We start from the raw sequence: 13240 nt of genomic DNA, 5'->3' as shown, positions 1-13240 counted from the left end.
CGGTGCAGCCTTGGATGTCACAGCCTCTTGCTAGATTCAAATCAGTGCACCGGGAACCGTCCCGGAGCGAGGCTGCCAATGGGGAGGCCCCATGTTCCTGCTCGACCCAACCACGCCGGGAGCACCCGCTGACCTGGTGTTCTCAGCCAGTGACCTCGTGGCCGCGAGCGAGTGCGAATACCGCACGCTCAGGACCCTTGACGAGAAGCTGGGCCGCTCCCCCAAGGCCGGTTTCCCCGCCGATGAGATGCAGGCACGGGCCGGCAAGCTCGGCGACCTCCACGAGCACAAGGTGCTTGCCGCCCTGATCGGCACGCACGGCACCTGGGATGACTCGTTCGGCAAAGGGGTTTACTGCGTCGACCGTGGAACCACGGACCGTGCCGACCTCGCGGAGAAGGCCCGGGAAACAGAAGCTGCCCTTCGCGCCGGCGCCGACGTCGTCTTCCAGGCAACGTTCTTTGACGGCGAATTCCTCGGCTACGCGGACTTCCTGGTGAAAGAGGAACATGTTTCCGGAAACCCTGCCCAGAGGTACGCGGTCTGGGACACCAAGCTGGCGCGGCACGCCAAAGTGGGTGCCCTGCTGCAGCTTGCGGCTTACGGCGATCAGCTGATCGCGCTCGGACTCGACCCTGCCCCGCGCGTCACGTTGGTCCTCGGCAACCTGGAGCGAAGCTCCCACTCGCTGACCGATCTTCTGCCCGTGTACCGCGAGCGCCGCGCGAGGTTCCGTGAGCTCACCGTGGCCCACCGGGACTCGGATGCCGCCGTCGCGTGGCAACAGCCGGGCGTCGCCTACTGCGGCAGGTGCGACTACTGCGCCGAACAGGTGGCCCTGCACCGCGACCTTCTGATGGTGGCCGGCATGAGGTCCATCCAGCGCAAGAAGCTCGTCGCAGACGGCATCACCACCATCGATGCCCTCGCCGAATTGCCGCTCCACCTGGCCACCGGCTCACGCCGGCGCCTGCGCGACCAGGCCAGGATGCAGACAGGGCTGGAGCCTGCTGACGGTTCAAGGACCTTCGTGAAGGACGGCCGGCAGCACACCGTGACGTATAAGGTGCTGGCAGACAACGCGCTGGGCAGCATCCCCGTACCCAGCGAGGGCGACATCTTCTTCGATTTCGAAGGCGATCCCCTCTGGCAGGACCCATCGGGCCAGTGGGGCCTGGAATATCTCTTCGGCGTGATCGAGGCACCCCGGGCCGCTGATCCGCCGGGCCAGGAACCGGTCTTTCGGCCGTTCTGGGCCCACTCCCGCGCCGGCGAACGGCAGGCCTTCCTGGACTTCCTCGCCTACGTGGAGGAACGCAGGGCCCGGTATCCGGACATGCACGTCTACCACTACGCGCCCTACGAAAAGACAGCACTGCGCAACCTGTCGCTCAACCATGTGGCCGGCGAGGATGTGGTGGACTCGTGGCTGCGCGACGGGCTCCTGGTGGACCTCTACGCCACTGTCCGGCACTCACTCCGGATTTCCGAAGCCTCGTACTCCATCAAGAAACTCGAGCCCCTGTACATGGGTGACCACCTGCGGTCCGGGGACGTCAAGGACGCCGGCGCTTCCGTGGTGGCCTACGCCGCCTACTGCGAAGCCCGGGATGGCGGCCCGGAAACGCAAGCCGAGGCTGCCGCCATCCTGGCCTCCATTTCCGACTACAACCAGTACGACTGCCTCTCCACGCTCCGCCTCCGGGACTGGCTGCTGCAGCTGCGTGGCGGTGTGCCTGCCGCCCCTGACCCCGCTGGCCCGGTCACGGCAACGGAAGGCGGGACGACGGCGGACAGTGCGGCGACGCCGGACAGTGCGGCGACGCCGGACAGTGCGGCGGCGGCGGACGGTTCCCCGACCGCGGACGGTTCCCCAACGCCGTCAGACGCCGTAACGGACGGGGAACCCTCACCCGAGGAAGAAGGCCTGCGCGCTTTCCTGGACGCCATTCCGGACCACCGGGAACTGACGCCCGACGAGCAGGCAGTGGCCATGGTTGCGGCGGCAACCGGCTATCACCGCCGGGAGCGCAAACAGTTCTGGTGGGAGCACTTCGACCGCCTCGAAGCCGAGCTCGACGCGTGGCGGGACCAGCGGAACGTGTTCATCGTCGAAGCGGCGGAGGTGGTCTCCGACTGGGCGCCGCCCACCGCCCGGGCACGGACCGAGTCCCGCACCCTGCGGCTCACCGGAATCATGAGTGAAGGCTCGGAATTCAAGCCCGGATCCACCTGGTTCCGGATGTTTGAGGATCCGCTGCCGGACGGGCTCGGCGAGGTCGACGGCAGCCGGACCCCGCACCGCCCGGCGGGCCGGCAGGCAGGCACCGCCGGAGGCGCTGTTGAAGTGGCCACGCCGCCCTCCCGGGACGGCATCTTCGGCACACTGGTGGAAGCCGTCGAGGACCACCCCCAGCAGCCTGGCCGCACCGTCATCACCATCACGGAGAAGTCCACGGGAAAGGTGCCCCCGTACTTCCAGCTGCCCATGGCCCTGACGGACGACCGCCCCATTCCCACCACAAGCATCGAGGCCGCGCTGGCAGAACTCGCGCAGCAGGTCGGCTCCTCCCTGCCGGAGCTTCCTGGGCATCCCGGCGTGGACATCCTCCGCCGGTCGGCACCTCGGCTGGCCGGGCTCCCGGGCCTGCCCGACGTCGGCAACGATGCCAATGGCAACGCCGACTACGTGTCGGCCATAACCGCCGCGCTGCAGCACCTGGACCGGTCCTACCTTGCGGTGCAGGGGCCTCCGGGAACCGGCAAAACGTTCGTCGGCTCCCACGTCGTCGCCCGGCTCGTGGAAGCGGGCTGGAAAGTGGGCGTGGTCGCCCAGTCCCACGCCGTCGTCGAGAACATGCTCTGCACCGCCATCGAAAAGGCAGGCGTGGACCGCGCAGTGGTGGCCAAAAAACTGTCCCAGCCCCACGACGTGCCCTGGACCTGCGTCGCCGACGAGGACGTCGCCCGGCTCCTGGATAGGCCAGGCGGGTGCCTGATCGGCGGAACTGCCTGGACCATGACCGGCAGACATGTTCCCGCCGCGTCTCTGGACCTGCTGGTCATCGACGAGGCCGGCCAGTATTCGCTGGCCAACACCCTGGCCGTGGCCAGGTCCGCCAAGCGGCTCCTTCTACTCGGTGACCCACAGCAGCTTCCGCAGGTCACCCAGGGCTCCCATCCGGAGCCCGTCGACGAGTCCGCCCTCGGCTGGCTGTCCGCCGGACATGCCACCATGCCTGCCGAGCTCGGCTACTTCCTCGCCGATTCCTGGCGGATGCACCCCGAGCTGTGCCGCAAGGTCTCGGTCCTCAGCTACGACGGCAGGCTGGAGTCCGCACCTGCGGCGTCCCGGCGCCAACTCGACGGCGTGCCCCCGGGCGTGGAGACCGTCCTGGTGCGGCATTCCGGCAACACCACGAGCTCTCCGGAGGAGGCGGCAGTGGTGGTCGGGCTGGCCCATGAACATATCGGGATCAAATGGACGCCGGGAAAGGACGAGCCCGTCCGGCGGCTGGAAGCCAAGGACATCCTGGTGGTGGCTGCCTACAACGCCCAGGTGCAGGCCGTCCGGCACGCCCTGGACCGGGCGGGCCTGCCCGACGTGCGGGTGGGAACGGTGGACAAGTTCCAGGGCCAGGAGGCTCCCGTGGTGCTCGTGTCCATGGCGTGCTCGGCGATTGCCGAGGCACCGCGCGGAGCCGAGTTCCTCCTCAACCGCAACCGCATCAACGTCGCGGTGTCCCGCGGGCAGTGGCGGGCTGTGATCGTCCGCTCCCCCGAGCTCACGAACTATATGCCGTCCCGGCCGTCTGCGCTGGAGGAACTCGGGGCCTTCCTGGGCCTCAGCCCGGGCGGTGGCAGCCGTGAGCTCAGCTGACCACCTGAAAGCTGCTGAATCCGCCCTCGGCCGGGGAGACTTTCTCGTCGACGTGTGCCACCCTGCCCGGAGCGCGGGATGAGCCAAGCCAGCGTCTGAACTCAACGATGTCCGGCTGCGGGCCCTCCGCGACGACGGCAACCGAACCGTCGTCGTCGTTCCTGACCGAACCTGTCAGCCCCAGCTCGTCAGCTTTGCGCGCGGTCCAGTACCGGAAGCCGACACCCTGGACCATCCCGGTAACCCGTGCGGTGAGGCGGACGCTGTCCGGATCTGCTGCCTTCGAGTCAGTCATGGAACCAATGTAGCCCCGGCGGTCACGGTCCCGACAGGTTCTGCCAGGCGGCGGACGTCCGGGCAGGAAACCTATCCGGCAGGGCGGAGCGAGGTGATCATGGCCCGGATGTTCTTGTATTCAGGGGTCTCCATGTAGGCCTGGGGCGTGTCCACGTTCGGCGGGTTCCCCGGGGTCGTGTCGAACGGGTCGTAGATGCCGCCGAACATTGCGCCGCTTGGCGGCCAGCTGAAGAAGTGGGCTATGGGGCAAGCCATGGAACCGGCCGGCTCGGGTGCCGAGGTGATGCCGTAGGCGAGGATCGTCATCTTCGCAGGGTCGGTCGCGGTGTCGTCCTGCCGCGACTCAAACGTGAAGCGCGGTGTGCCGCCTGGCTGCTTCAGCGCCGGAAGCGGTTCCGAATCGTACATGGCATAGGGCTGCTTCCTGGTGCATTCCGCGCCGACCACCATGTTGGTCCGCAGGGTAGCCATCGACTTGCCCGCAGGGTTCCGGACCTCCACGAACACGCCGTCTTGCGCCGGCTCTCCGGCGGGATCCTTGATGACCCACCCGGCCGGGAGATCGAACGCCAGCTTGCCGTCCGACGTCGTGAACGTTTTCCAGCCTTCCGGCAAGGTAGCGGACGGCGTGGCGGTGGCCGACGCCGGGTTGTCGGTAGCCGTGGCTGTTCCGGTTGCCGTTGGAGTTCCGCTTGCCGTCGGTGGGGCCGTCTCCGGGGAGGCTGAGGTTGCCGGCGCCGCAGACCCACCCCCGCCCGGCGCGGCCGGAGCCCCGCACGCGCTGAGGGCAACGACGGCGGCGAAGATGGCCGCCCCGGACAAAGTCCCTGAATAGCGCAAAGCCCCTCCTTCGGTTGCGAGTGTGCTCCCCATTCTGGGCTTGCATTCCTCGGCCCGGGAAGTGATCGGAGACTATCGCCGCCAAAGTGTTGCCATCGGTAACGAACGGACCCTGTGTCTGAAAGCCTCGCCGCTTGAAAAGCAGTGAGATTCGGTTGGTCCCGACCGGCTCGACCAGCGGACCGGGAACGGCGAAGCCCCGCTGCAGCATGCTGCAGCGGGGCTTCGGACCGGAGGAAATCAGTTGACGGTGATGTCCCGCGTCCGGTGGTCGTAACGGATGGTGAGCTGGCCGCCGGCGTGGTGCAGTTCGTGGTTGGCGCCATCGAATGCGCCGAACGCGCCGTAGTTCTCATCCCAGGACCGGTTGAGGGCGATCTTGAAGTTGTAGTACCCGGCCGGGATTTCTGCCGAGAGCTTCCACAGCTGGTCCAGTTCGTCGAGCTTCATCTGTGCTTCGTCGTACTGCGGTGCCCAGTTCTCCGGGGCACCCAGAAGGGTGTTGAAGTCGCCGGCCACTGCCACAGCACCGGGCTGGTCGATGGTTTCCACGGAGTTTTCGACAGCGGGAGCCTGGGCTTCGGCGTCGGCCTCGGTCTTCTTCTGCACAGCCTTTGCCACGGGAGCCACTGCGTTTTCAATCAGCTTGGCTGCCTTGTCCGCCACCTTCGCGGCCTTGGACGGAGCCTTCTCTGCCTTGGCCGCGGCCTTGGCGGGCGCCGCCTTGGCCGGTGCGGCCACCGGAAGCGGAGTATCGGCAGGGACCGGGGTGCCGGCCTCGAGCGCTGCCGAGAAGCTGGCAGCGTCCGGGAAAGCGACGGTGGCGCGCTGGCCGTCCTCGGTGATGGTCCAGCCGGAGCGTCCCTTAACCAGCCAGCCGGCCTTGACCAGCTTGGCCGTGGCCGTGGTCAGCGACTTGTGGCCACGGGGAATGCCGCCGCTGAGCAGTTCAGCTTCGTAGGCGTTCAGCGGAACCCGGACGAGGGCTTCAGCCAGCACGGCGCCGGCGTTCTGCGACTCACCCGACAACACCCCCTCTGCCAGAACGTCCAGCACGGCCTTAAGGCGGATGTTGGTGTTTTCGGCGGCAGTCTTGCGCATGGTTCCCCTTACAGAGCGATTGTTCCCACAGTAGTTTGCCAAGCGCTGGGCGAATCTGGCGACTTTAGTAGGTAAACATTGTGTGTCGTGACCGACTATGACGGGGATTACACCCGAACTGAGCCGGGGATCTCGGTTCTTTGGCGCCGCCGCGAGCCCTTCCCGCCTTCACTTCCCCACCAGATGCGGGGTTCATTTCCCGCGGGCAACGATAGAAAGTAGGCTTACCATATAGAGCGAGGCACCAAAACGAAGGGATGAATTCAGTGAGTGAACACAGCAGCAACGCAGACGGCTTTATCGTTCCGGACCCTTCGAAGCTCCGTGACGATGTTCCCGGCGACGCGGGCGACGACGCCAACGCCATCCGCTTCAGCGAGGAGCAGGCCCTGATCGAGGAACAGTCGCACGGCATCCGCCCGGAGCGCTACAGCGTTCCCTCGGGCGGCCCCACCATGGAGGAAGCCCGCGGCAACATGGACCTTTCCGACGACGCTCGCGACGCGGCAGCCGGAGACAGCAGCGACGACGGCCTGCACAGCGGCCAGGAACAGTAGCCTCTCAAGAAACGCCTTAACGGCAAGGGCGGCCCCCCCGGGGCCGCCCTTGCGCGCCGGTGACATGACGAGGCTCCTACGCCAACCTATTGGGCGTAGCCCTCTACTTCACTTGGGGGCCGGACGTCCGCCGCATCGGGATCCTCACCGGCCTTTGCCTTCGCCCGGCGCTGACGCAACAGGTCCCAGCACTGGTCCAGGGCCGCCTCCACCTGGGCCAACCGGGCCAGGCGCTCCTCCTGATTACCCGCCTCGCCGCCGCCGACGTCCTCTGAACCGGCCGAGCCTGCCCCCGCTGGCTCGCGGAGCTGATGCTCCTCGTCAACCAGCGCCTGGATGCGCTGCAGAATGTCCTGGTTGTCCATCGCCTTCACTCCTTGGTTAGCGCGTGCCGGATCATCTTCGAAAAGCAGCCGCCGGCAACGGTGGCCCGCCTGCCCGGGACTGCCAGCCTAACTTTGGGCCGCGGCCAGGGAAAGGGGGTTGCCGTCACCGTTCGGCCCCAAGGTCCACCGCCCGCAATCCGGATGCGCCGGCACTGGCGGCACCGCCGTACTCTCGCTAGGGTAGACGATAAGCATGCTTAGCATTGCCTCAATGTCAGGCCCTGCACGGAGCCCGACGTTCCTGTCCGCGTTCAACACCGCAACGGAGGAGAACCATGACCGACCAGTACACCTTTAAGAATCCCGTTACCGCTTACGAGCACATCGAGCCGCCCAAGCAGCACCAGCCCGAACCCGGCCTGGACGCGAAGCTGGAACCCAAGGCCGACCTGGGCGAGGACACGTACCGCGGCACCGGACGCCTCGATGGCCGGAAGGCTATTGTCACCGGCGCGGACTCCGGCATCGGTGCAGCGACGGCGATCGCTTTCGCCCGGGAGGGGGCCGACGTCGTGCTTTCCTACCTCCCCGAGGAGGAAGAGGATGCGGCGAGGATTGCCAACCTGATCGAGAAAGCCGGCCGCAAAGCCGTCAAGGTGCCCGGCGACCTCAAGGACGCCGCGACCTGCCAGAAGCTGGTGGACACCGCGCTGCAGGAACTCGGCGGCCTGGACATCCTCGTGAACAACGCCGGCAAGCAGGTGGCGCAGGAGGACATCGGCCAGATCACCGACGAGCAGTTCGACCACACCCAGAAGACCAACGTGTACGCCATGTTCTGGCTCACCAGGGCGGCAGTGCCGCATCTCCCTGCCGGCTCCACGATCATCAACACCACATCCATCCAGGCGTACAACCCGTCACCGACGCTGCTGGATTACGCCACCACGAAGGCAAGCATCAACAACTTCACCAAGGGACTGGCACAGCAGCTGGCACCAAAGGGCATCCGGGTGAACGCGGTGGCTCCGGGGCCGATCTGGACGCCCCTGCAGGTCAGCAGCGGCCAGCCCAAGGAGGCCCTGCCGGAGTTCGGCAAGGACACTCCCCTGGGCCGCGCGGGCCAGCCCGCAGAGCTCGCCCCGGCGTACGTGTTCCTGGCGTCGGCGGAGTCGAGCTTTGTGGTTGGCGAGACCCTGAACGTCAACGGCGGCAGCCCGACGCCGTAGCTGCGGCTTCCGCCGGCCGGCGCAGCCCGGAAACGCCGGCCGGCACCGCATTCACGTTCCACTTCGGGAGCGGGCTCCATCGCGGGCGCCCGGGAAATCCGCGTCGATCAGCGGATTTCCCGGGCCTCCGCCGGTCCGCGGCGTCACCCGGACAGCTCGGCCAGCAGTTCCTGCTTCCGTTCCTCGCTTGCAAACGAGGACCTGATGGAGTTCGCCGCGAGCCTGATCCGGTCGAATTCCGAGAGCCCGAGAACCGACTCCAGCTGGGCAAAGTTGGTGTCCACGTATCCGCCGAAGTACGCCGGATCATCCGAGTTCACACTGACGTTGAGGCCGGCGGCCAGCATCGCCGGCAGCGGGTGGGCGGCCAGCATGTCCACGGCACGCAGCCGGACGTTCGACAACGGACATACCGTCAGCGGCACCCGCTCGGTGACCAGCCGCTCCACCAGATCCGGGTCCTCTATGCACCGGATCCCGTGGTCAATCCGCTCCACGCCCAGCACGTCCAGCGCCTCCAGAATGTACGACGGCGGGCCCTCCTCGCCGGCGTGCGCAATCTTCCGCAGGCCGGCTTCGCCGGCCCGGGCAAACAGCCGCGTGAATTTCGACGGCGGATTGCCCACCTCTGCGGAGTCCAGGCCGATTCCGGCGATCGGTGCGTTCATCGCGAGCAGCCCGTCCAGGACCTCCAGCGCCGAGTCCTCTGAGAGGTCCCGGAGGAAGGCGGCAATCAGCAGCGTGGAGATGCCGAATTCTTCTTCTGAGGTGGCGAGGACAGAGGCCACGCCGTTCACGCAGGTTTCCAGGGAAACGCCCCGTGAAAGGTGCGCCTGCGGGTCCATCATGATTTCCGCGTGCCGCACCCCGGCGTCCGCTGCCCGTGCCAGGTACGCCCGGGTCATGTCCGCGAAGTCCTGCTCCGTCCTGAGGACCGCCATGTTCGCGTAGTACAGGTCGAGGAACGACTGCAGATCGGTGAACTCGTAACGGCTCCTCAGCTCGTCCAGGCTGGCATATGGCAGCTCGATCCCGTTCCGCTCCGCGAGCGCGAAAATCAGCTCCGGTTCCAGCGTCCCTTCGATGTGCAGATGCAGCTCAGCCAAGGGCATCGGCGCCGGTGGCACCGCCAGCGCGGCTTCGTCCGATGGCGCAGTTTCCGTCGCAGCCGCGGTTCCCTCCGAGGGCGGGGTTCCGGCAGAAAGTGCAGTGGGATCGGTCGGTTCGGCGGCGCCGTCGTAAGTATTCACCCCGACAGAATAGTCCCCGGAACGGGCACAACCGCTAGAGTCGATCAGATGCGGACTGAAGAGTATGCTGACCCCTTGGCCGATCTGGACTGGCAGGTGGATGCCGGCACGAGGAGCGACCAAGGCAGTGCCGACCACTCCATCGACGGCTTCGTCCGGGTGCGCGGTGCCCGCGAGAACAACCTCCGCAATGTGGACGTCGCCGTTCCGCGGGACGCCATCGTTGCCTTCACGGGCGTCTCCGGCTCGGGCAAGTCATCCCTGGCGTTCGGGACAATCTACGCGGAGGCCCAGCGCCGGTACTTCGAATCTGTCGCGCCCTACGCCCGCCGCCTGATCCAGCAGGGGCACAATCCCAAGGTGGAGATGATCACCGGGCTGCCGCCCGCCGTCGCGCTTCAACAGCGGCGGGGAACGCCGAGCAGCCGTTCCACGGTGGGAACGGTGACCACGCTGTCCAACTCGCTGCGCATGCTGTTCTCACGCGCGGGCAGCTACCCGGCCGGCGCCAGCCCGCTGGACTCGGATGCCTTCTCGCCCAACACGGCCGCAGGCGCATGCCCCGACTGCCACGGACTGGGCGTTGCGCACACAGTGACCGAGGCGTCCATGGTCCCCGACCCCTCACTGACCATCCGGGAGGGGGCCATCGCAGCGTGGCCCACCGCATGGCAGGGCAAAAACCTGCGGGACATCCTCACGCACCTGGGCTACGACGTCGACACCCCCTGGCAGGACCTGCCACGGAAGGACCGCGACTGGATCCTGTTCACGGACGAGCAGCCGGTCGTGGAAATCACGCCCCAGCGCGACCGCGTGGCCAAGCCGTACAAGGGCAAATTCTGGAGCGCCAAGAGCCACGTGCTCCACACCCTCGCCGATTCAAAGAGCAACACCATGCGCGAGCGGGTCCTGCGCTTCATGGAAACCGGGCCCTGCCGGCGGTGCAGCGGCAGCGGACTCACGCCCGAGGCGCTGGCGGTCACGTTCGCCGGCAGGACCATCGCCGAGCTCAACGCAGTCCCGATGGCCGAGCTTGCGGACATCATCCGCCCGACCACCGAGCTGACGGACGCCGGAACCGCTTCCCGCAAACTGCCCGCGGGCATGCAGTCCTCCGCTGAAACCAACGAGGTGGCCGTAGCCATAACCCGCGACCTCCTCCAGCGGATCACCGTCCTGCTGGATCTGGGGCTCGGTTACCTTGCCCTGGGCCGGCCGACGCCCACCCTCTCCCCGGGAGAGATGCAGCGCCTCCGGATCGCCACCCAGCTCCGCTCGGGACTGTTCGGCGTGGTCTATGTGCTGGACGAGCCGTCCGCCGGGCTGCACCCCGCCGACGCCGAGCCCCTCCTGGCGGTGCTGGAACAGCTCAAGTCGTCGGGCAACTCCGTGTTCGTGGTGGAGCACAACATGGACATTGTGCGCCGCGCCGACTGGCTCGTGGACGTGGGTCCGCGCGCTGGCGAGGCCGGCGGTGAGGTCCTGTACAGCGGGCCCGTGGCGGGCCTCGCCGACGTAGCGGCCTCCGTGACGCGCCCGTTCCTCGTTGCGGGCGGCCCTTCCGACGGCGGTGCCCCCGACAGCCGTTCGCCGGCCGGCGGCGAGCCCGACAGCAGCGCCCGGACCACCCGCCGTCGGGAGCCTGCTGCGTGGCTGGAACTGAACGACATCACCCGCCACAACCTCCGCGGCCTTGACGCCTCCTTCCCGCTGCAGGTGCTGACAGCGGTCACCGGAGTATCGGGCTCGGGCAAGTCGACTCTGGTCAGCCACGTCCTGGCCGAGGTGGTTGGATCAGAGCTGCACGGAGACGCGGGCACTGATGCCGCGGTCACAGGAGCCGCCGGCATCGACGAGGACCAGCCCGCGGACGCCGTCGACCCTGGCACGCCGCTGAGCGTGGGAACCGTGACCGGACTGGATCACGTGGACCGGCTGGTGACGGTGGACCAGAAGCCGATCGGCCGCACGCCGCGGTCCAACCTGGCCACCTACACCGGGCTCTTCGACGCCGTGCGCAAGGAGTTCGCGGCCACGGACGAAGCCCGGGGCCGGGGCTATGGGGCCGGGCGATTCTCCTTCAACGTGGCCGGCGGGCGCTGCGAGACCTGCCAGGGCGAGGGGTTTGTCGCCGTCGAGCTGCTGTTCCTGCCCGGCAGCTACGGCCCCTGCCCGGAATGCGACGGGTCGCGCTATAACACCGAAACGCTGGAAGTCACCTACCGCGGCAAGAACGTGGCCGAGGTCCTGGGCATGACCGTGGACGCCGCAGCCGAGTTCCTGGCCGACGTTCCCGCGGCGGCCCGCAGCCTGGAGACGCTCCGGGACGTGGGGCTGGGCTACCTGCGGCTTGGCCAGCCCGCCACTGAACTGTCCGGCGGCGAGGCCCAGCGCATCAAGCTCGCCACCGAACTGCAGCGGGCGCGCCGCGGCCACACGCTCTACCTGCTGGACGAGCCCACCACCGGGCTCCACCCCTCCGATGTGCGGCTCCTCATGGCGCAGCTGCAGCGCCTTGTGGACGCGGGCAACACCGTGGTTGTGGTGGAACACGAGATGGACGTGGTGGCCGAAGCCGACTGGGTGATCGACCTCGGACCATCCGGTGGAGACGCGGGCGGACAGATCGTGGCCTCCGGAACGCCCGCAGACGTTGCGGTTTCGCCCGACAGCCGGACCGCCCGGTACCTCGCTGCTTCGCTCGGCGGGGACGCCCATTAAAGAGCTTTACTGTCAATAAAGATCTCGATTTGATAACGGCGCGCAACCCCTCTAGGCTGGGGCACATGCCCGCGCGATGCGGGCCCATGAATGCCCGGTGCCGCCACCACCAGTTACTGCCCGGCCGGCGGATACCGAAATGACCTCTAGTTCGTCAGGGGCGGGCAGTAGCGCGACAACGTCCGGGGACGGGCCGAGCGCGGGTGGCCTCAGGAGCATCCCAAATGAAGAAAGCAACCCTCAGCACTGCCGCGCGCCGTGGTGTCACCCTGGCCGCTGTTTCCGCCGCAACCCTGGCCCTCTCCGCCACTGCGGCCAACGCTGCAACGCCCACCGCCACGAGCGCTTCCACCTGGGACGCCCTCGCCCAGTGCGAGAGCGGCGGCAACTGGTCCACCAACACCGGCAACGGCTTCTCCGGCGGCCTGCAGTTCACCCCGCAGACCTGGGCGGCTTTCGGTGGAACCGGCGCGCCGCAGGACGCTTCCCGTGCCCAGCAAATCGCCGTGGCCGAAAAGGTCCAGGCCAGCCAGGGCTGGGGCGCATGGCCCGCCTGCTCCGCCAAGCTCGGCCTGACCGGCGGCGGCGGCGCTCCGGCACCGCAGATCCTGCCGCAGAGCGCACCCGTCCAGGCAGCCCCCGCCCAGGCCCCGGTCCAGACCGCTCCCGTCGCCCAGGCTCCGGTAGCCCAGACTGCCGCAGCCGAGGCCCCGGTCCAGGCCCGCCACGCTGCCGCCATCGCGGTGAGCGGCGAGACCTACACGGTCCAGGAAGGCGACACCCTGAGCAAGATTGCCGACAAGCTCGGCATCCACGGCGGCTGGCAGCACCTCGCCGATGCCAACGCTGACACCATCAGCAACCCGAACCTCGTGTTCGTGGGCCAGGTTCTGCAGCTTCCTGCCTAATCGGACCCGTGCAGCCGCTCAGCGGCTAAAGCTCGACGCCGGGCGGCCCCTTCCGGGGCCGCCCGGTTTTCGTTGCGCCTGCCCTGCCTGCACCCATAAAGAACGACGCCGGGCGGCCCCCCTTAAGC

At 67.8% G+C, this 13240-nt stretch carries 10 protein-coding genes; 5 read left to right on the top strand and 5 right to left on the bottom strand.

Annotated features, from left to right (window positions below; all coding sequences use genetic code 11):
• Positions 1–91 precede the first annotated feature (91 nt).
• Positions 92–3880: a TM0106 family RecB-like putative nuclease gene (locus ACFUTU_RS16185; RefSeq protein WP_377966023.1), complete on the top strand. Its 3789-nt coding sequence runs from the start codon at positions 92–94 to the stop codon at positions 3878–3880.
• On the opposite strand, the gene ACFUTU_RS16180 is transcribed toward ACFUTU_RS16185, so the two are convergent.
• From ACFUTU_RS16180 to ACFUTU_RS16170, 3 genes are all read right to left on the bottom strand, one after another.
• A complete protein-coding gene (locus ACFUTU_RS16180; RefSeq protein ID WP_377966021.1) occupies positions 3873–4175 on the bottom strand; it encodes an acylphosphatase in 303 nt (100 codons plus the stop codon). The two genes, ACFUTU_RS16185 and ACFUTU_RS16180, sit on opposite strands and share 8 nt — an antisense overlap.
• 71 nt (positions 4176–4246) lie before the next feature.
• Positions 4247–5017: a hypothetical protein gene (locus ACFUTU_RS16175; RefSeq protein ID WP_377966019.1), complete on the bottom strand. Its 771-nt coding sequence runs from the start codon at positions 5015–5017 to the stop codon at positions 4247–4249.
• A gap of 240 nt (positions 5018–5257) precedes the next feature.
• On the bottom strand, positions 5258–6118 hold the full coding sequence (locus ACFUTU_RS16170; protein ID WP_377966017.1) for a glycosidase: 861 nt from the start codon (positions 6116–6118) through the stop codon (positions 5258–5260).
• A 257-nt stretch (positions 6119–6375) separates the two neighbouring features.
• Here ACFUTU_RS16170 and ACFUTU_RS16165 point away from each other — a divergent pair, with 257 nt between their 5' ends.
• Positions 6376–6675 carry a hypothetical protein gene (locus tag ACFUTU_RS16165; RefSeq protein WP_377966015.1) on the top strand — a complete coding sequence of 100 codons (300 nt, stop codon included), beginning with the start codon at positions 6376–6378 and terminating at the stop codon, positions 6673–6675.
• An 86-nt stretch (positions 6676–6761) separates the two neighbouring features.
• Here the strand turns inward: ACFUTU_RS16165 and ACFUTU_RS16160 are convergent, their stop codons facing one another.
• Entirely contained in the window at positions 6762–7040 is a 279-nt protein-coding gene (locus ACFUTU_RS16160) for a DUF2630 family protein (protein WP_377966013.1), read from the bottom strand.
• A gap of 296 nt (positions 7041–7336) precedes the next feature.
• Between ACFUTU_RS16160 and ACFUTU_RS16155 the strand changes: the two genes are divergently transcribed.
• Positions 7337–8230 carry a glucose 1-dehydrogenase gene (locus ACFUTU_RS16155; RefSeq protein WP_377966011.1) on the top strand — a complete coding sequence of 298 codons (894 nt, stop codon included), beginning with the start codon at positions 7337–7339 and terminating at the stop codon, positions 8228–8230.
• 143 nt (positions 8231–8373) lie between these two features.
• On the opposite strand, the gene ACFUTU_RS16150 is transcribed toward ACFUTU_RS16155, so the two are convergent.
• Positions 8374–9342, bottom strand: a complete 969-nt coding sequence (locus tag ACFUTU_RS16150) for an adenosine deaminase (protein WP_377966089.1) — start codon at positions 9340–9342, stop codon at positions 8374–8376.
• 186 nt (positions 9343–9528) lie between these two features.
• On the opposite strand from ACFUTU_RS16150, the gene ACFUTU_RS16145 reads away from it, so the two are divergent.
• Positions 9529–12204: an ABC transporter gene (locus ACFUTU_RS16145; RefSeq protein ID WP_377966009.1), complete on the top strand. Its 2676-nt coding sequence runs from the start codon at positions 9529–9531 to the stop codon at positions 12202–12204.
• Positions 12205–12428: 224 nt separating this feature from the next.
• A complete protein-coding gene (locus ACFUTU_RS16140) occupies positions 12429–13112 on the top strand; it encodes a transglycosylase family protein (protein WP_377966007.1) in 684 nt (227 codons plus the stop codon).
• Positions 13113–13240 lie beyond the last annotated feature (128 nt).

The sequence above is a fragment of the Arthrobacter sp. NPDC057388 genome (assembly GCF_042668165.1).
Classification (GTDB): domain Bacteria; phylum Actinomycetota; class Actinomycetes; order Actinomycetales; family Micrococcaceae; genus Arthrobacter.
The sequence above is the reverse complement of the archived record's forward strand: the minus strand, read 5'-3'. Positions and strand labels throughout refer to the sequence as shown.